Origin of the sequence: Caenimonas sp. SL110, assembly GCF_001044395.1 — a bacterium.
Classification (GTDB): Bacteria; Pseudomonadota; Gammaproteobacteria; order Burkholderiales; family Burkholderiaceae_C; genus Ramlibacter.
In genome coordinates this window covers 1-18,408 of the sequence record NZ_JANU01000019.1, presented here as the reverse complement: position 1 = coordinate 18,408, position 18,408 = coordinate 1, and the positions used below count along the sequence as shown (strand labels likewise).

Below are 18,408 nucleotides of genomic sequence, written 5' to 3'. Positions count from 1 at the left end.
CAGCCGTCGCGTGTAGTCCATATCCGACAGTCGCGTAGAGATAACTCCCGATCAGGCGGCGCCGCGACCTTTCTGGCTTTCAAAATACACCACTTTTCGTGCGCGCTGCACGTCGCCCAGGGGCCGGTGGTCGGCCAGTGCCTGCCAGGGATCGAACACCGTGTGCTCGACCTCCTGTGCCAGCGCCCAGCCCTGCGGCGAGGTGGTGTCCTGGCGCGGCAGCATGAGGCGCGCCACGGTGGTGTAGGGCGTGGGCCAGTTCACCGACGCATCCTCGATCGGGGTCAGGTCTTCGCTGGCGAAATACTGCAGCTGCAAGTCCCAGTGCAGGGCCGCCCTGGCCAGCCTGCCGCTGAAGTCGGCGGACCAATCCTTGCTGGCATCAGGCGACGCCGCTCCATTGGCCGGGGCCGGAACAAGACGCACGCGCACCGCATAAGGACCGTTGGCCATGGGCACCGTGCTGAACAGGGACTCTGTTGCGAAACCGCTGAAAGATTTGCCGGCGATCTTGATCATCCGGGCGAGCTGGCGGGTGCCGCCGAGCAAACCGTAGCGGCGGAGCACGTATTTGAAAAGTGACGCATTGCCCTGCGATGCAGCAACGGCAAAGCCCACGAATTCATCGCTGCCTGCAAACGCGAACGCCTCATGATTGATCAGCGTGAAGTCCTGGCTTTTGGCCATGCCGTTGCCCAGGGCCGACTTTCCTTTGACACCCAGCACACGCAGCGAGAATCCCCGAACATCGGGCACCTGGTCGCGCGCCCGATCGAAGCCGCCATTGGACAGGCGCACCCAGACGTCATAGTCGCGAGGTGCGGCAAAGATGCCATGACGGGCAAATTCAGGAAGGCCGTCAAGCACCTCCAGCGTGCCATGCGCGGCCGTGAGCTGCTTGCGATGCAAGGTGCGCCCGACACCCCAGCGCTCTGACTTTCGCTTCTGGATCTGCGCGAACTGCTTCGCGTACCCCTCGTAGCGGGCAGGCTCGTCCAGATCGATTCTTTCCTGCCAGTCGGTGCTGGCTGCAGGCGCGGTGCTCATCAGGAAAGTTTACGCCGCATCAGGGCGGTGTCAAAGGGCGCTGGCGGACAGGTCCAGCTCAATTTCTCGGTTGGCTGTCATGCCGGACTCGATCCGGCATCCACCGCGAAGCGGCAACGGCCTAGTCGGGCCGTGCTGTTTCCATGTAGGAACACCAGTAGCTACAGATGGCAGATAGGCCAGCTAGAGACCACAAGGATTTCTGTACCCATCCGCTGTACCAAAAAAAAGCGGCGCAGGCAAAGATGAGTCCGCAGACGAGCAGTAAAACTGGTGCCCAAGAATTCGAGTCTTTTTGGGCTTCAAGCATCGATTTATTTTTCCACATAACCGTTGGCCTGCTTCTTAAGACATGTCAGTGTCGGTCTTCTCTATCAACTCTGCGCCTACTTGCGCGCGCACCCTCGCCTGTTCACGCCACAGTCGGCTACGAACTTCAGAACGTGCCAGCCCGAGTTCCCCGTTTCGATAAGCATCTGCCAGTTCCAGTTGCGCCTCAGAGAAACCCGCTTCAGCTGCTTCACGCAACAACTGAAGGGCAATGTCGAACCGCCCGAGAGACCCGTTTTCGCGTGAGCGAATCAACAGAGCATGAGGATGTCTAGCTTGTAGAAGCGCCTCGAACTTTGTCGTCCACTCGACCACAAGGTCGTCTCGACCTATGAGGAAATTGTCATCCGAAAGATCCTTGATGGCCCCAACGTGACCCGACTGGGCGAGCCCCACAAGAATACGGATCGCATCTTCCTTGAAGCCATGCCTCAACGCCTCATTGACGTCGCTCGTGCAGTTTTTGGCATCCATGACTATCCTGCAGGACTCGAGCCCCATCTCAACTTTGCGTAGAAGCCTTCGCCTCTAGTTCGCATGACCGCCCGTCTGCCCTTGCGCCTCCTGCAGCGTCCGCCACATCACCTTGCCACTACCGCTCTTGGGCAAGGCATCCACGAATTCGATGATGCGCGGGGCCTTGTACACGGCCATGTTCTCGCGGCACCACAGCGCAATGTCCTCCTCGGTCACCTGGCCCTTGTGGCTGGGGCGCAGCACGACGACAGCCTTGACCGTCTCGCCGCGGTAAGCGTCCTGCGTTGAAATGACGCACGCCTCCGCAATCGCCGGGTGGCGAAACATCAAGGCTTCCACTTCCGCCGGCCATACCTTGAAGCCCGAGGCATTGATCATCCGCTTGAGCCGGTCGGTGATGAAGAAGTAACCGTCTTCATCGACATGGCCCAGGTCGCCCGACCGGAAAAAAGACTTGCCATCAATCTCGGTGAAGACCGCCTGCGTCGCCTCGGGCCGTTTCCAGTAGCCCGCAAACACCATAGGCCCGTGCATCACGATTTCGCCCTGCTCGCCCTGCGGCATCTCGCGCAGGGTTTCCGGATCGATGACGCGCGAATCGCAGCTGAGAAACGGAATACCCAGGCATTGCTGCTTGGGGTTGTCGGGCGGGTTGCTGTGCGATGGCGCGGCTGTTTCGGTCAGGCCGTAGCCTTCGATGTAGCGCAGGCCGAACTGCTCCACCAGGCGCTGCGCCACCGCCTGCGGCATTGCCGCACCACCGCCGCCGATATGCACCAGCGACGAGAGGTCGTAGTTGTCGAAGTTGGGCGATGCCATCAGGTCGATCACCATCGTGGGGATGTTGGTCCATGACGTGACCTGCCACTTCGAGATCAGCCGGCCGGCCATCTCGCGGTCCCAGCGCGGCATCACGATGAGCGTCGCACCCGCATAGATGTTGGCGTGCAGCACGCTCACCATGCCGGTGATGTGGAACATGGGCACGACCAGCAGCGACACCGTCTCGGGCGTCATGTTGCCCCAGTAGCCGCTGGCCATCGCGTTGTGCATGATGCTGCTGTGCCGGTGCATGCAGCCCTTGGGCAGGCCGGTGGTGCCGCTGGTGTAGGGCAGCACGGCGAGATCGGCAGGACCGACTTCCAGGGGCGGCACCGCCAGCTGGTTGTTGATGGCGTCTTGCCACGTCATGGCTGTGCCGTTTTCCAGCACCGGCAGTTCATGGCGCGTCAGCAACCAGGGGCGCCATGCAGCCGGCATCTGCGCCGCCTCTTCAGATTCAGGATCGAACGCGTCGGTGAACTGGGTCGCGATGATGTGCGAGAGCTGCTCGTTCGCGGGCAATGCGGCGCTGGCTTTCGCGATCTCGGGCGCAAGGTCAGCCGTTGTGATTGCGACCTTCGCATCCGGGTCGGTGATGTAGTGCTTGATCTCTTCGGCGCGGTTCATCGGGTTCACCGGCACCACCACCGCGTTAGCGCGCAGGATGGCGAAGTGCGCGATGACCAGCTGCGGACAGTTCTGCATGTCCAGCATCACCCGGTCGCCCTTGCGCACGCCGATCTGGTACAGGCGGGCCGCCAGCCGCTCGGCTTGCGCGACGACTTCGCGGTAGCTGAACTGACGGCCGAAGAACACCATGACCGGCTTGTCCGGGTAGCGCCGGGCATTGGTTTCGAGGTTGTCCCACAGCGAGGTGGCGGGGACCGAGAGGGCCGGCGGCAGACGCCGGGGCCAGAACTTCTGATGGGAACGCATAGGGGATCAGCCTATGCCAGCCGGCCTGCCTCGTGCATCAGGGTATGGCCTTATCCGGTGTCGCCAAGCGGACGGCGCGAGGTGACGCGGGTTCAGCGTTCAGCGTTCAGCGTTCGGCCATTGCCGCAATAGCCGCGAGCCGCTGCTGATCCAGCGCTTCAAAGCGCTGGAAGTGAAAATGAACCGTCGGGTCCAGTCCGTGAGGGGGAACAACCTGGCCAAAACCAGCGCGGTCCCACTCGCAAAGCAGAGCAAGCCGGTGATGGATGAGCTGCTCGTAGGACCTCTCCACTTCGATCATCCCTTCGATGATTTCGTCGGTGGGTTCATCGGGGTCGGCGAGTTCTTCAAGCCGCTGCGCTTGCGCCATATTGGCCTCGGCCCATGTTTGCAGCTCCGAGAAATGCTGCGTGAGACGCGCCCTGTGAGCTTCAGGCGGCTCCGGTCGCTGCGCACCGAATTGAACAGCCAGATGGCTGTCCAGCGGCAGGCCATGGGGCGGAAGCTCATAGGGCAATCCCGCCGCGTCCCACTGGGCGATCAGGGCCGCATGTTCCGCAAGGAGGCTGTCAATGGGCGGTCCGAGTTCATCGTAGGGTCCGACAATTTCATCCGGAATGTCGATGCCGCCATCTCCGTCGCCGTTCTCATCGAAATCGTCCTGAATCCAGTTCACGTATCGCGCGAAGACCGGTTCGATGACGACCGTGAGCTCCCGGCTTCGCTGATAGACATCCTCCAGCGCGGCGCGGACTTCGTTGGGTGTTCGCCCTGGAGCCTGCGGCTCGGCATGAGGCGGCACCTGTTCGTTGCTGATGCGGCGCTGCCCTGCGCCTGGGGAGTTGGGTGATACGGGTTTGGCTGCAGTCATAAGCGCTTGGGTGAAATTGGATCAAAAGGGGAAACACGAGGCATTTCGTGACAGCGCGGGCAGAATCGTTCCCTCCCAATCGGCTTGCCTATGATGGATGGACCATGAAACGACCCCACAAAATCCTTGCTGCCCTGCTCGCAACTTTTTCCTTCGCGGTCGCTTTGCCCGCGCACGCAGCATTCCCTGAAAAGCCGATCCGCCTGGTGATCGGTTTCCCTGCCGGCGGTCCGCTCGACCAGCATGCACGTCTGCTGACCGAGCGACTGCAGGCCGTCCTCGGCCAGCCCATCGTCATCGACTACAAGTCAGGCGCAGGCGGCACCGTCGGCGCGCAGGATGTCATGAAAGCGCCAGCCGACGGCTACACACTGATGCTCGCCAACACCGGCGTGATGGTGATCAACCCGGCGCTCTACAGCAAGCTGCCCTACCAGACCACGCGCGACTTCACCCCGATTGCGCGCACCGCCATGCAACCCCTGGCCCTGCTGGTCAACCCCAAGGTTCCCGCCAACAACCTCAAGGAGTTCATGGACTACGCGCGCACGCGGCCGGGTCAGGTGAACTACGGCTCGGCGGGCAACGGCGGCATCAGCCACCTCGTGCCCGAGATGTTCAAGAGCGAAACGGGCCTGTTCATGGTCCACATCCCCTACCGGGGGAGCGCACCGGCTTTCACCGACCTGATGGGCGGGCAGGTGCAGTTCATGGCCGAGTCGATTCCGCAGGCCGCGACCTATCACAAGCAAGGCAAAGTCAAGGCGCTGGCCGTGACCAGCCGCGAACGCAATCCCGCGCTGCCCGACACACCCACCGTGATCGAAAGCGGCATCAAGGGCTTCGAGGTGGTCGGGTTCTACGGATTTCTTGCACCGGCAGGTTTGCCGAAAGATGTCACGGCGAAACTGAGCGACGCATTCCGCCAGGTCATGGCCACGCCGGAGATCCGCAATCGGATGGTCACGCAAGGGGCCGACCCGGCCTTCCTGGGCTCGGACGATTTCCTGAAATTCCTCAATGCAGAAATGCCGCGCTGGGCCGATGCCGTCAAGAAGTCCGGCGCGCGGATGGACTGAGCCTGGCTGCCGTTGTGACTGACCTCTGGCGCCTTGATGCGCAGGCGCTGGTGCAGGGCTTCGAGAGCGGCTCGTTCTCGCCGGTCGATGCGCTCGAGTCGTGCATGGCGCGAGCGAAAGCGTCGCAGTCTTCCATCAATGCGTTCGTGCATTTCGATGAAAGCGCTGCGCACACCGCTGCGGTTGAAAGCGCGCGGCGCTGGGAGCGCGGCGAGCCGCTCGGTGCCATCGACGGCATACCGGTTTCATTGAAGGACAACCTGCACTGCGCAGGTATGCCCACCACCTGGGGGAGCCAGCTGCTGCGCGGCTTCGTTGCAGGGCAGGACGAGTTGCCCGTGGCCAGCCTGCGTGCGGCAGGTGCGGTGATCTTCGGCAAGACCAACCTGCCTGAGTTTGCGTTGCAAGGCATCACGGACAACCTCGTGTTTGGTGCGACCCGCAATCCCAGGAACACGCAGCTCACGCCCGGCGGGTCGTCGGGCGGCGCGGCGGCTGCCGTTGCCGCGGGTTGCGGCCCGCTGGCGCTGGCGACCGACGGGGGCGGTTCGACGCGGCGGCCCGCCTCGCATACGGGCATCGTCGGATTCAAGCCTTCCATCGGCCTGGTCGCGCGTGGAGGCGGCCTGCCGGAGATATTCCTCGACTACGAAGTGCCGGGAGTTCTGGCGCGCACGGCCGCCGATGCCGCGCGCATGGTCATGGCGCTTGCTGCGCCTTCAGCAGGTTCAGCACGTTCAGCACTTTCGGCAGCGCCTGCACTGCCCGAATCGCGCATTCTCTTTGTGCCGACATTCGCAGGACATCCGGTTGACCCGGCCATTGCGATGCATGTGCGAAGCGCTGCGCAGCGCCTGTCATCCATGGGGCATCACATCGAAGAGTCGCCGCCGGCGGACTGGGCCGAGGCCATCAACGAATGCTGGCCGGTGCTGTCGGCTGCGGGACTTGCGTGGATGCTGGCAGACACCTCGCGATTTCCTGAGTTTCGCTCGCTCGGTCAACCGCTTGATCTCTCGCAGTGCACGCCTGCCTCTCGCGCCATCATCGACGCGGGCCGGCATGCGAGCGGCCTGTCACTCTTTGCGGCGATGAACGCGGTTCATGCGTTGCGCGCGCGAATGCAGATCCTGTTTTCGCGCCACGACTTTCTCTTGCTGCCTGCGACGGCTGCCTTGCCATGGCCCATCGGCCAGTCGCATCCCGGCGAGATCGACAGCCGTGCCGTAGGCCCGCGCGGCCATGCGGTGTTCACCGCTTTTGCCAACGCCGCAGGCCTTCCGGCGATTGCCATGCCGCATGGCGAAGTCGATGGCCTGCCCACCGGGATTCAGCTGGTCGCACGCGCGGGGGCCGACATGGACCTGCTGTCCCTTGCACAACAATTTGAATCTTTCACTTCCCGGCCCTGACACAGGCCACGGCCAACACCACCAACACCACCAACACCAACACCACAATGACCCAGACCCTCTTTGATGCATCAGCCGCCGCAGAGCGTTTTCTGGCAGCACGCAAGGGCTCAACGGCCCTGCAGTCGGGCGACGTGCTGCCTTTTGACAAGGCCGGTGCGTATGCCGTGCAGGACGGCGTTGTTCGCAGCCTGGGCGCGATTGGCGGATGGAAAGTCGGCGCCAAGGGACCTGAGGTCGAGCCTGCGTGCGCACCGCTTCCGGCGTCGGGGCTCTTTGCATCGGGCGCGAAATTCATCGGCGCGCCGTGGGTCCTGCGCGGCGTCGAAGTCGAGGTGGCCGTCCGATTGGGCAAGGACTTGCCCGCCCGTGGCGTGGCACCGGGTGCGGATCAGATCCGCGATGCCATCGAAGCGGTGCTGCCGGTCATCGAAGTCGTGGAAACACGGCTTGCCGACTACCGCGCGAGCAGTCCGTTGGCGCAATTGGCCGACCTGCAAAGTCACGGTGCGCTGGTGCTGGGTGCAGATGCGTCGGTCGATACAGCTGCACTCGACCTGCGCAGCGTGGAGGCTTACCTCGCGTTCGACGGCCAGCCGGTCGCCACCACGCGCGGCGGCAATCCGGCAGCCGACATCTGGCGGCTGATCGGATGGCTGGCCCTGCACTGCGAACAACGCGGCATGCCCCTTCGCGCCGGCCAGGTGATTACCACCGGATCGTGCACCGGAATGCTGTTTGCGCCGCAGGGGGCGCGGGTGCAGGGGAGGCTGACCGGCATCGGCGATATCGAGTTGCAGTTCTGACGCTCGTTCGGCTGCGCCTGATCGGAGATGGACTGCGGGTCAAGCCCGCAATGACAGCCGGGCCTGTCATGCCGGACTCGCAGGCTGTCATGCCGGACTCGATCCGGCATCCACCGCGCAGCGGCTATTGCTTCGGCCCAACAACAGGGCTTGCTGAACCTCGCTGGTGCACACCCACCACGCTCCACACATTCCAGACCCCTGCATTGGTGCACAAATCTTGTATACCAGTGGCACGCTTTCTGCTGTGCAGAAGGCAATGGCTACCGCATCCGACATCAGCGACCGAATCCTTGAAGCCGTCATGGCGCGCAAGCTCGAACCCGGCTCACGCCTGGGCGAGACGCAGCTGGCGATGCTGTTCGACTGCAGCCGCACCATCGTTCGTGAAGCACTGACTCGCCTGGCCGCACGAGGCATCGTTACCGTGAGTGCCCGGCGCGGCTGGTATGTGGTCGAGCCCACCCAGGACGAAGCACGCGAAGCATTTGAAGCACGCCGCGTCATCGAGACCGGCCTGATCCGCAGCGGCAAGAAACCCGACAAGGCATCGCTGCAACGCCTGCGTGCCCACCTCGCCCGGCAAAAGACGGCCCTCAAGGGGACGGACGTCGGTGCCCGCAGCTTTTTGCTGGGCGACTTTCATGTGTGCCTGGCCGAGTGCCTGGGCAACAACCTGCTGGCCGACACCCTGCGCGATTTCACTGCGCGCACCACCTTGATCGCCATGCGTTACCAGACGCCCGAAGACGCCGCGCAGTCGTGCGCGGAGCATGTAGAGATCGTCGCCGCGCTGGAAGCGGGCGATCTGCAGCGCGCAGAAACGCTGATGGCGGCCCACCTCTCAACCTGGCAGATCAAGTTGCAGATGCCGGGGGACGCAGATCCCCTGGCCAAGTTGCGAATTGCGCTTGCGCCGCTGCGCGGCGAGGCACAGGAGTTGCATACAAGCGATTCACCCCCGGCCCGCAAGACGCGGGCAATCCGTTCGACCTCCACCCGTTCCACCTATCTAGGAGAAGTGCTTTGAAATCCCTCGCTCCCCTCACCCGGCGCCTGTCGCTTGTCCTTGCGCTCGGCGTGCTCGCCGCAGCCTCCACGACTGTCCAGGCGCAGACTGCGCTCGACGACATCATGAAGGCCAAGGAAATCAAGATCGCCATCCCGACCGACTTTCCTCCGTACGGTTTCGTCGGCACCGATTTGAAGCCACAGGGCCTGGACATCGAGATGGCCAACTACATCGCCGGCAAGCTCGGCGTGAAAGTGGAGCTGCTGCCGGTGACCACCGCCAACCGCATTCCCTACCTGCAAACGCGCAAGGCCGATCTCGTGATCTCGACACTGGGCAAGAACCCTGATCGCGAGAAAGTGATCGATTTCACGGCTGCATATTCGCCCTTCTTCATTGCGGTGTTCGGCCCCAAGACCATCCCCGTGAAAGTACCAGCCGACCTCGCAGGCAAGTCGATTTCTGTGACCCGCGGATCGGTTGACGACATGGAACTGACCAAGGTCGCGCCACCTTCCACCGAGCTGCGCCGCTTCGAGGACAACAACGCCACGGTGTCGGCGTATGTGGCGGGTCAGGTGCAGGTTCTGGCGACCAGCGCGCAGGTTGCTGGCGCCATGATGGCCAAGAATCCGCAACTGGGAACCGAGTTCAAGTTCGTGCTGAAAGATTCGCCCAATTTCATTGGCGTGGGCAAGGGTGAAGACAAGCTGCGCGCAAAGATCAACGAGATCCTGGCGGAGGCGAAGAAGAACGGCGACATCGACAAGATGGCCGTGCGGTGGCTGGGCCGTCCGGCTGGGGATTTGCCGAACTGACAGGCCACAAGAGGCTGTCATAGCGGGCTTGACCCGCAATCCAGGTATTCAAGAGGCCCGGCGTGACAGCCGGGAAACACAAAGAACATCATGCGCGTCACCTTCGACTTCCTCTCCATCCTCGCCGAGTGGCCCATGCTGCTCAAGGGCGTGGGGTGGACGTTGGGCCTGACCTTCATCTCGGCGGTGATCGGCGTGGCGGTGGGTATCGGCTGCGCATGGGCGCGCACCTATGGCGGCGCGTGGCTGCGTGGTGTGGTGGGTGTGTATGTGGAGCTGATCCGCAACACGCCCTTCATCGTGCAGTTGTTCTTCGTTTTCTTCGGCCTGCCGGCAGCGGGCGTGAAGCTCTCGCCGGAGACGGCTTCGATCATCGCGATGGTGGTGAACCTGGGCGCATACGCCTGCGAGATCATTCGCGCCGGGGTCGAAGCAACGCCGCGCGGCCAGGTCGAAGCGGCCCTCAGCCTGGCGCTGAACCGCGCACAGATCTTCATCCGCGTGGTGCTGCCTCCCGCGCTCGGCAAGGTGTGGCCGGCCCTGGTGAGCCAGATCATCATCGTGATGCTGGGCTCTGCCGTCTGCGGCCAGATCTCCACCGAAGAACTGAGCTACGCAGCCAACCTGATCCAGAGCCGCAACTTCCGCTCGTTCGAGGCGTTCATCATCGCCACCGGCATCTATCTCGCGCTCTCGGTCGGGGTGCGCAAGCTGCTGAACTGGCTCGGACCCCGCTTCCTGTTCGGCCGGTCCACCGGCGCAAGGTAGGGACAGCGCCATGGTTGAATTTACCGTCTGGGACATCTTTCGCAACCTGCTGCAGGCCGGTCGCTGGACCGTCGCGCTCTCGCTGATTGCGTTCATCGGCGGCGGCATCGTCGGCATGGCACTGCTCATCGTGCGGCTCACGCCATCGGTCTGGGCGCATCGCCTGGTGGGTGGCTACGTTCAGCTCTTTCAGGGCACGCCGCTGCTGATGCAACTGTTCCTCGCGTACTTCGGCATCGCGCTGTTGGGCATCAATACATCGCCGTGGGTTGCGGCAGCGATCGCACTCACGCTCTACACCAGCGCCTTCCTCACTGAAATCTGGCGCGGCTGCGTGGCGAGTATTCCAAAGGGCCAGTGGGAAGCCGCGCAAAGCCTGGCGCTCAACTTTGGCGAACAACTGCGTTTTGTCGTGTTGCCGCAGGCCACGCGCATCGCCATCCCGCCGACGGTGGGCTTCCTGGTACAGGTGATCAAGGGCACGGCGCTCGCATCGGTGATCGGCTTCGTCGAGCTCACCAAGGCCGGCTCGATGATCAGCAATGCCACCTTCAAGCCATTTCTTGTCTACAGCTGCGTGGCGCTGCTGTACTTCGCACTTTGCTATCCGATCAGCTTCTACGCCAAGACGCTGGAGCGCCGCTACCAGGTGAGGTCCTGAACATCATGAAGAACGTTGTTGAAATCACGGCGCTGCGCAAATCGTTTGGCGCCAATGAAGTGCTCAAGGGCATCGACCTCACGGTCAAGAGCGGCGAGGTCATCGCCATCATCGGCAAGAGCGGGTCTGGCAAAAGCACGCTGCTGCGCTGCATCAATGGGCTCGAAGTCTTCCAGGACGGCGCGCTCACGGTCGACGGCAAACCGCTGCTGCACGAGAGTGCTGCGGCCATGCGCGAACTGCGCCAGCACGTGGGCATGATCTTCCAGAGCTTCAACCTGTTCCCGCATCTGACAGTGGGCAAGAACATCATGCTGGCCCCCACGCTCGTCAAGAAAAAGGACAGTGCGGGCGCTGCCGAACTGGCGCGCAAGCTGCTGGAGCGCGTGGGCCTGGCCGAGAAGTTCGATGCGATGCCGCATGAGCTGTCGGGTGGTCAGCAGCAGCGTGTTGCGATCGCGCGCGCCCTGGCGATGGAGCCGGCAGTGCTGCTGTGCGACGAGATCACCAGCGCGCTCGATCCCGAGTTGGTGGGTGAAGTGCTGCGCGTGGTCGAGACCTTGGCCGATGAAGGCATGACGCTGCTGATGGTGACGCACGAGATGAGCTTTGCGCGCAAGGTGAGCGACCGCGTGATCTTCATGCACCAGGGCCGCGTCCATGAGATGGGACCGCCGCAGCAGATTTTTGGTGAGCCGCAGACGCCGGAGCTCAAGCAGTTCCTGTCGTCGTTGAACGACTGACCCATGGTTGTCATGCCGGACTCGATCCGGCATCCATCAAAACAATTGGGGTCAGATTCCAATTATTTTTCGCGGAACATCTCCAGTTTCAACGGCCACTCATTGCCCAGCCAATAAGCATGCGTGGTGTGGTCTTCAAGATCATTGCCTGATAGACCATGCACCAGGATGTCGAGCCCGTGCCGGTTTGCATCCAGCCACGGCACCAGCCGCTCGAACTGCGACGCGTCGAATGCGATCTGGCTGCTCCATCGGGGATGGGGGCCGACTTCCATTTCGTGCACGCGACCCAGCTGCACATTGAATTGCTCGCCGGCAGACTTCCTCAATGCCCTGGCCTGCTCAAGCGTTTGCGCGTCGTAATAGATGTGCGCGTGGTACGCGGGTGTGAGATTCTGCGGATAGCGGGCCATGGATGATTACCCCTGTGAGTCGTGGCTGCGGCTGTGTTCGTCCACCGTCTTATATACAGTCGCTGCGCTGCCTGCAACAGTCACGACTCCTAGGCAGAATGCGGGGATGCACACCACTGCCAGATTCCTGATCGCGCTCGTCCTCGCAGCGCCTGCCTTCGCCTTCGACCTGCAGAGCCATCGCGGCACGCGCGGACTCGCACCGGAGAACACCCTGCCCGCCTTCGAACGCGCGCTCGAGCTCGGCGTCGATACGCTGGAGCTTGATGTCGGTGTCACAGCCGACGGGGTCGTGGTCATTTCGCATGACCCCTACCTCAATCCACTGATCGCACGCGACGCGAAGGGCGAGTGGCTCGACGGAGCGCGGGGGCCGCTCGTCAAGAGCCTCACGCTGGCGCAGCTGCAGACCTACGACGTAGGCCGCATCAAGCCCGATTCGCCCTACGCAAAGACATTCAGCACGCAGCAGCCACGCGACGGCACCCGCATTCCGACATTGCAAGCGCTCTTCGACCGGGTGAAATCGCTCGGCGCCAACGATGTCCGCTTCAACATCGAAACCAAGATCAATCCCACCCAGCCCGACGACACCGTCAGTGCCGAAGTGATGACGCGCGCGCTGCTCAAGGTCGTCAACGACGCAGGCATGGCCCGCCGCGTGACGATCCAGAGCTTTGACTGGCGCACGCTGCAACTGGTGCAGAAGCTGGAACCTGCCATGCCCACCGTTTACCTGACCATCCAGACCGCCAACACCGACAACGTCCGCGACGGCGCATGGACCGCGAATTTCAGGATCGCCGAGCACGGCACGCCGCCCCGCATGGTCAAGGCCGCCGGCGGCGCTGTGTGGTCACCGAACGGCGGCGCGCTGACCGAGCCACTCGTGAAAGAGGCACAAGGGCTGGGCCTGAAGGTGATTCCCTGGACGGTCAACACGCCCGCCGACATGGAGCGATTCATCTCCTGGGGCGTCGACGGAATCATCACCGACTACCCCGACCGGCTGCGCGCCGTCATGCAGGCCCGCAGCATGCCGCTGCCACGGCCGGTGAGCATGCGCTGAGCCGGCCCCATGCCGGCGATTTCTGTCAAGCCGGCCATGCCGGCGATTCTTTATCTCTTTGCCCTGGCGAACCTGGTGATCGGCACCGGGGCATTCGTGCTCTCGGGCATCCTGCAGCCCATCGCGACGTCGCTGGATGTGAGCGTGGCCGCTGCCGGCCAGGTCATGACAGCCTATGCGCTGACCTCTGCTTTCATCGGGCCTGCGATCCTCATCGCGACGGGCCGCTGGCCCCGCAAGCACGCCCTGCTCCTGTCGCTGGGCATCTTCGGGCTGGGAGCCGTCGTGACCGCCTGCGCAACGTCGTACGCCGTGCTGATCACGGGCCGTGTGCTGATGGGTGTCGGCTCATCTTTCACCGCGATGGCTGCGGGAGTGGCGGTGTCGCTGGTTGCTCCCGAACGCAGGGGACGTGCGCTATCGCTGACGTTTCTCGGCATGAGCCTGAGCTACGCCATCGGCGTGCCGTTGGGCGCGTGGCTGGGGCTGCGCTTTGGGTGGCACGTGCCGGTGTGGCTCGTAGCGGGCGGCGCGCTGTCGATGGCGGTGGTGCTGGCCGTGTTGCTGCCCTCGCAGATTGCATCGCCAGGCGCCAGCTTCAACGGCATGGCTAGCGTGGGGCGTCAGTGGCCGGTGCTGCGTGTATGGACGCGCACGCTGCTCTACTTCATTGCGATCTTCAGCGTTTTCTCGTACATCGGCCCGGTGCTGCTGGCCTTGAATCCGCTGACGCCGGCGCAGCTCTCAGGCACGCTGGTGATGTTCGGGTTGTCCGGCGTTGTCGGCACCATTGTCGGAGGCTGGGCCGGAGACCGCTTCGGGCCTGTGCGGACACTGCGGGTGCAACTGTCGGTGCTGGCACTGATGATGGTGATGGTGCCCCTCACCAAAGGCCACCCCTTGCTCACCGTGCTGGTGCTGATGGTGTGGGGCGTGTCCGGGTTCGGCATGATGTCACCGCAACAGGTGTTGCTGGCGACACATTCACCGCAACAGGCGCCCATCCTCATGAGCCTCAATGGTTCGATGCTTTATGTGGGGACGGCTCTGGGTGCGGTCTTCAGTGGCGCGATGGTCGCGCAGACCGGGTTCGCCAGGCTGGCCTGGGTCGGCGTGCCATTCGCGCTGCTGGCGCTGGGAACGCTCGCGTTCGACAGCCACAAGCGGCGCGGCGGACCACCGCAGTCGCCTGCGGTGTCCCGATAGCTCAATCGATCAACCGGTCAGTCGATCGATAGGCCACTGGCTTAGCGCGTGACCTTGGCGAGCAGGTAGCCTAACGCAAAGGCGCCAGCCACCACGGCCAGCGGGTTGGAGCGCACCTGCGCACGTGCGGCTTCGCTGTACTCCGAATGCCAGTCGATGACCTTCTCGCTGCCGGTGTCGAGCGTGCGCTCGAGGCGATCCACCGTCTCATGGGCCTTTTGCGCGACGCGATGGACCTTGCCCTCGGCGGCAGCGGTGCTCGATCCGTTCATGGACGTGGTCATGTTGTCTGCGGTCTCTGTGTTCATGGAAGTTCCCTTTGAGTGGCGTGGGTGTTGGCTAAAAAAATCGACAGCGGCGCTGTCGAGACACCCCTTACTGTAGGAACAAGGTCAGCAGCGCCATGTCAGGCAAAGGGCACGGAAAACTGTAGGACCTGTCCTGCCGCAGCTACCATTGCGCTCATGTCCAGCCCAGCCGTCACCCCGTTCGCGGGTTCGATCACCGATGTCGCCGGCATCGAGGTCGGCCATTTCACAGAGACACGTCGGCCCACCGGTTGCACCGTGATCATTGCCAGGGACGGCGCAGTCGCAGGTGTCGATGTACGCGGCGCGGCGCCCGGCACGCGCGAGACGGACCTGCTCGCACCGACCAATCTCGTGGAAACGATTCACGCCATCGTGCTGGCCGGCGGCAGCGCATGGGGGCTCGATGCAGCCAGCGGCGCAGTGAAATGGCTCGAAGAGCAAGGCGTGGGCTACGCCATCGGCCCCGCGCGTCTGCCGCTGGTGCCTGCTGCAGTGCTGTTCGACCTGTTGGTGGGCGATTCGTCGATACGGCCCGATGCGGCGGCGGGTTATGCGGCTTGCGAGGCGGCATCCACATCAGCTCCGGCCGAAGGCAACGTCGGCGCAGGCACGGGCGCGGCAGTGGGCAAGATCTTCGGCATCGACCGCGCCATGAAGGGCGGCATCGGGACGGCTTCGCTCACCGTCAATGGCGTGACCGTGGCCGCGCTGATCGCGTGCAATGCCTTGGGCGACGTGATTGATCCTGATACCGCGCAAGTGGTTGCGGGCGCACGCACGGCGGACGGCAAGTCATTGCTCGACACGCGGCGGGCCCTGCTTCGTGGCGAGTCGCCCAAGCCATTGATTGCCGGCTCGAACACGACCATCGGTGTGATCGCGACCGATGCCGTCATCAGCAAGGTACAAGCCTCGCGCCTGGCCACGATGGCCCACGACGGGCTCGCGCGCAGCATCAACCCGGTTCACACCATGTCGGACGGCGATACGCTGTTCGCGCTCGGGACCGGCAAGGCGGGGAAGAACCCCGGGATGATGGTGCTGGGGACGATGGCTGCGCAGGTGACTGCGATAGCGGTTGTGCGGGCGGTACGGGCGGCGATGGGGATCACCGCTGGCGGCTTGCATTTGCCAGCGGTGCGCGATCTTTGAGATGGATTGCGGATCAAGTCCGCAATGACAGCCTCAGCAAATTAATTGGAATCTGACCCCAATTAAGGATGCAATGACAGCTGGTAGTTGGTTGTCATGCCGGACTCGATCCGGCATCCACCGCGTAGCGGCTACGGCCTCGGCGCATCGCTCCGCCCTCAGATATGCAGCGCATGCCCCAATGCACGCAGCGCCGCCTCCTGCACCGCCTCGCCCAGCGTCGGATGCGCATGAATCGTCCCGCCAACATCTTCCAGCCGCGCGCCCATCTCCATCGACTGCGAGAACGCGGTCGATAGTTCCGACACACCTTTGCCGACCGCCTGCCAGCCGACGATGAGATGGTTGTCGCGGCGGGCCACCACGCGCACGAAACCATCGGTGGCTTCCAGCGTCATCGCACGGCCATTGGCCGACAGCGGGAACGAAGCCTCGATGCAATCCATGCCCGCCTTCTGCGCCTCGCCCGGCGTCAGCCCGACCACCACGACTTCCGGGTCGGTGAAGCACACCGCAGCAATGGCGGCCGGCTCGAAGCGGCGGTTCTTGCCCGACACGATTTCGGCCACCATCTCGCCTTGCGCCATCGCGCGATGCGCGAGCATCGGCTCGCCGGCCACATCGCCGATCGCCCAGACGTTGCGCATCGAGGTGCGGCATTGCGCGTCGATCTTCACGGCGCGGCCCGACATATCGAGCTGCAGCGATTCGAGCCCGAAGCCTTCGGTGCGCGGCTTGCGTCCCACGGCCACCAGCACACGATCTGCCGGCAGCGCGAATTCATCGGCATGCGCGCTGCGCACCCGCACGCCCGTGCCCGCGTCGCTCTCATGCAGACCCTGCACGCTGCAACCCAGGTGCAGCACCACGCCCAGCCGCTTGAGCGACGCCATCACCGGCCGCGTCAACGCCTCGTCATAAGTCGGCAGGATGCGCTCGGTCGCTTCGACCACCGCGACTTCCACACCCAGCTTGCGGTACGCCATGCCCAGTTCCAGCCCGATGTAGCCCGCGCCGACGACGACGAGCCGCTTTGGCAACTTCTCGGGCGCAAGCGCCTGGGTCGATGAGATCACCGCGCCGCCAAACGGCATGGATGCCAGTTCCACCGGCACCGATCCGGTTGCCAGCAGCAGGTGCTCGCACTCGATGCGCACCGGCTCGCCCTCTTTGGTCGCAACATCGACCGTCTTGCCGTCGACGATGCTGGCCCAGCCCTTGACCACCTGCACGCCGTTCTTGCGCAAAAGGCCGCCAACGCCACCCGTGAGCCGCGTGACGATGCCGTCCTTCCACTGCACGGTTTGGGCGATGTCGATCATCGGCGCCTGAACCTGTATGCCCATCGCCGATGGGCCGCCGTTCCAGTGGCGCGCTTTCTCGAATTCCTCGGCAGCATGGATCAGCGCCTTGGACGGAATGCAGCCGATGTTCAGGCAGGTGCCGCCCAGCGCTTCGCCTTCGACCAGGATGGTCTGGACCCCGAGCTGACCCGCGCGAATGCCCGCGACATAGCCGGCGGGTCCGCCGCCGATGATCAGGAGTTTGGTATGGAGTGTCTTCATGCGTTCACTCCACCAGCAGCATCGCAGGCGCTTCGAGCGTTGCGCGTATCGCCTGAACGAATTCGGCAGCGTGCAGGCCGTCGATCACGCGGTGATCGAACGACGACGACAGGTTCATCATCTTGCGCGCGACCACCAGGCCGCCTCGCATCATCGGCCGTTCGACCACCCGGTTGACGCCGATGATGGCGACCTCGGGGTGGTTGATGACCGGCGTGGTGACGATGCCGCCCAGCGCGCCCAGGCTGGTGATGGTGATGGTCGATCCGGTCAGCTCTTCGCGCGACGCCTTGCCGGTGCGCGCGCCTTCTGCGAGCCGGGCGATCTCTGTCGAGGTGGACCACAGGTCGTGCGACTCGGCATGACGCAGCACCGGCACCATCAGGCCCGCCTCGGTCTGCGCAGCGATGCCCAGGTGCACACCGCCATATTGCGTGACCACGCCGGCGTCGTCGTCGAAGCGCGCATTCATCTGCGGAAACTCGCGCACCGCGAGCACGACGGCGCGTGCGATCAGCGGCAGCATGGTGAGCTTGCCTCGCGTGGCTGCGTACTTTGCGTTGAGCTTGGCGCGCAGGTCTTCCAGTTCGGTCACGTCGATTTCCTCGACATAGCTGAAGTGCGGAATGCGGCGCTTGGCCTCCTGCATCTTCTGCGCGATCTTGCGGCGCAGGCCGATGACGGGAATCTGCTGTTCCTCGTGGCGTTCGGCATACATCGCATTGCCGCGAGCAGCCGTTGCGGGCTGGCCGCGCGAGGCGAGGTACACATCGAGGTCTTCGTGCAGGATGCGGCCTGCAGGGCCACTGCCGTTGACGAATCGCAGCTCGATGCCCAGTTCCCAGGCGCGGTGGCGCACGGCGGGCGATGCGATGGGTTTGTCGCCGGCGGGGCGGGTGGGGGGTTGGGG

General features: G+C 63.8%; 19 protein-coding genes. 11 read left to right on the top strand and 8 right to left on the bottom strand.

Annotated elements, in window-relative coordinates; all coding sequences use genetic code 11:
- Positions 1–51: 51 nt before the first annotated feature.
- The 4 genes from AQ12_RS11590 to AQ12_RS11575 form a co-directional block, all read right to left on the bottom strand.
- Entirely contained in the window at positions 52–1,047 is a 996-nt protein-coding gene (locus tag AQ12_RS11590; protein WP_048440076.1) for a catalase domain protein, read from the bottom strand.
- Positions 1,048–1,392: 345 nt separating this feature from the next.
- The gene (locus AQ12_RS11585; protein ID WP_152682770.1) at positions 1,393–1,851 is read right to left on the bottom strand and encodes a hypothetical protein; all 459 of its coding nucleotides are present in this window, start codon (positions 1,849–1,851) and stop codon (positions 1,393–1,395) included.
- A gap of 54 nt (positions 1,852–1,905) precedes the next feature.
- Entirely contained in the window at positions 1,906–3,612 is a 1,707-nt protein-coding gene (locus AQ12_RS11580) for a long-chain fatty acid--CoA ligase (RefSeq protein WP_048440074.1), read from the bottom strand.
- 106 nt (positions 3,613–3,718) lie between these two features.
- Positions 3,719–4,414: a hypothetical protein gene (locus tag AQ12_RS11575; RefSeq protein WP_161799025.1), complete on the bottom strand. Its 696-nt coding sequence runs from the start codon at positions 4,412–4,414 to the stop codon at positions 3,719–3,721.
- Positions 4,415–4,587: 173 nt separating this feature from the next.
- Here AQ12_RS11575 and AQ12_RS11570 point away from each other — a divergent pair, with 173 nt between their 5' ends.
- The 8 genes from AQ12_RS11570 (at position 4,588) to AQ12_RS11535 (ending at position 11,782) form a co-directional block, all read left to right on the top strand.
- On the top strand, positions 4,588–5,562 hold the full coding sequence (locus AQ12_RS11570; protein WP_048440072.1) for a tripartite tricarboxylate transporter substrate binding protein: 975 nt from the start codon (positions 4,588–4,590) through the stop codon (positions 5,560–5,562).
- Positions 5,563–5,576: 14 nt separating this feature from the next.
- The gene (locus AQ12_RS11565) at positions 5,577–6,974 is read left to right on the top strand and encodes an amidase (protein WP_048440071.1); all 1,398 of its coding nucleotides are present in this window, start codon (positions 5,577–5,579) and stop codon (positions 6,972–6,974) included.
- 47 nt (positions 6,975–7,021) lie between these two features.
- Complete coding sequence (locus AQ12_RS11560; protein WP_053076689.1) at positions 7,022–7,780, top strand: 2-keto-4-pentenoate hydratase; 759 nt, start codon at positions 7,022–7,024, stop codon at positions 7,778–7,780.
- Between the two features lie 259 nt (positions 7,781–8,039).
- Positions 8,040–8,810 (top strand): GntR family transcriptional regulator, encoded by a 771-nt coding sequence (locus AQ12_RS11555; RefSeq protein WP_048440125.1) that lies wholly within the window; start codon positions 8,040–8,042, stop codon positions 8,808–8,810.
- Positions 8,807–9,610, top strand: coding sequence for a transporter substrate-binding domain-containing protein (locus AQ12_RS11550; protein WP_048440070.1), 804 nt, complete (start codon positions 8,807–8,809; stop codon positions 9,608–9,610). The genes AQ12_RS11555 and AQ12_RS11550 overlap by 4 nt, the downstream gene beginning before the upstream one ends.
- A gap of 90 nt (positions 9,611–9,700) precedes the next feature.
- Complete coding sequence (locus tag AQ12_RS11545) at positions 9,701–10,378, top strand: amino acid ABC transporter permease (protein WP_048440069.1); 678 nt, start codon at positions 9,701–9,703, stop codon at positions 10,376–10,378.
- Between the two features lie 10 nt (positions 10,379–10,388).
- Positions 10,389–11,039, top strand: coding sequence for an amino acid ABC transporter permease (locus AQ12_RS11540; RefSeq protein ID WP_048440068.1), 651 nt, complete (start codon positions 10,389–10,391; stop codon positions 11,037–11,039).
- Positions 11,040–11,044: 5 nt separating this feature from the next.
- The gene (locus AQ12_RS11535) at positions 11,045–11,782 is read left to right on the top strand and encodes an amino acid ABC transporter ATP-binding protein (RefSeq protein ID WP_048440067.1); all 738 of its coding nucleotides are present in this window, start codon (positions 11,045–11,047) and stop codon (positions 11,780–11,782) included.
- Between the two features lie 62 nt (positions 11,783–11,844).
- Here AQ12_RS11535 and AQ12_RS11530 read toward each other — a convergent pair whose 3' ends face one another.
- Positions 11,845–12,195 carry a DOPA 4,5-dioxygenase family protein gene (locus AQ12_RS11530; protein ID WP_048440066.1) on the bottom strand — a complete coding sequence of 117 codons (351 nt, stop codon included), beginning with the start codon at positions 12,193–12,195 and terminating at the stop codon, positions 11,845–11,847.
- A gap of 106 nt (positions 12,196–12,301) precedes the next feature.
- Between AQ12_RS11530 and AQ12_RS11525 the strand changes: the two genes are divergently transcribed.
- Both AQ12_RS11525 and AQ12_RS11520 read left to right on the top strand, forming a co-directional pair.
- Positions 12,302–13,264 (top strand): glycerophosphodiester phosphodiesterase, encoded by a 963-nt coding sequence (locus AQ12_RS11525; protein ID WP_048440065.1) that lies wholly within the window; start codon positions 12,302–12,304, stop codon positions 13,262–13,264.
- 9 nt (positions 13,265–13,273) lie between these two features.
- Positions 13,274–14,470, top strand: coding sequence for an MFS transporter (locus AQ12_RS11520; RefSeq protein ID WP_238587707.1), 1,197 nt, complete (start codon positions 13,274–13,276; stop codon positions 14,468–14,470).
- Between the two features lie 41 nt (positions 14,471–14,511).
- On the opposite strand, the gene AQ12_RS11515 is transcribed toward AQ12_RS11520, so the two are convergent.
- Positions 14,512–14,778 carry a hypothetical protein gene (locus AQ12_RS11515; RefSeq protein ID WP_048440064.1) on the bottom strand — a complete coding sequence of 89 codons (267 nt, stop codon included), beginning with the start codon at positions 14,776–14,778 and terminating at the stop codon, positions 14,512–14,514.
- A gap of 156 nt (positions 14,779–14,934) precedes the next feature.
- On the opposite strand from AQ12_RS11515, the gene AQ12_RS11510 reads away from it, so the two are divergent.
- A complete protein-coding gene (locus AQ12_RS11510) occupies positions 14,935–15,933 on the top strand; it encodes a P1 family peptidase (RefSeq protein ID WP_048440063.1) in 999 nt (332 codons plus the stop codon).
- A 158-nt stretch (positions 15,934–16,091) separates the two neighbouring features.
- Here AQ12_RS11510 and lpdA read toward each other — a convergent pair whose 3' ends face one another.
- Both lpdA and AQ12_RS11500 read right to left on the bottom strand, forming a co-directional pair.
- Entirely contained in the window at positions 16,092–17,498 is a 1,407-nt protein-coding gene (lpdA, locus tag AQ12_RS11505) for a dihydrolipoyl dehydrogenase (protein ID WP_048440062.1), read from the bottom strand.
- A 4-nt stretch (positions 17,499–17,502) separates the two neighbouring features.
- The coding region (locus AQ12_RS11500) for a dihydrolipoamide acetyltransferase family protein (RefSeq protein WP_048440061.1) at positions 17,503–18,408 on the bottom strand (906 nt) is incomplete at its 5' end.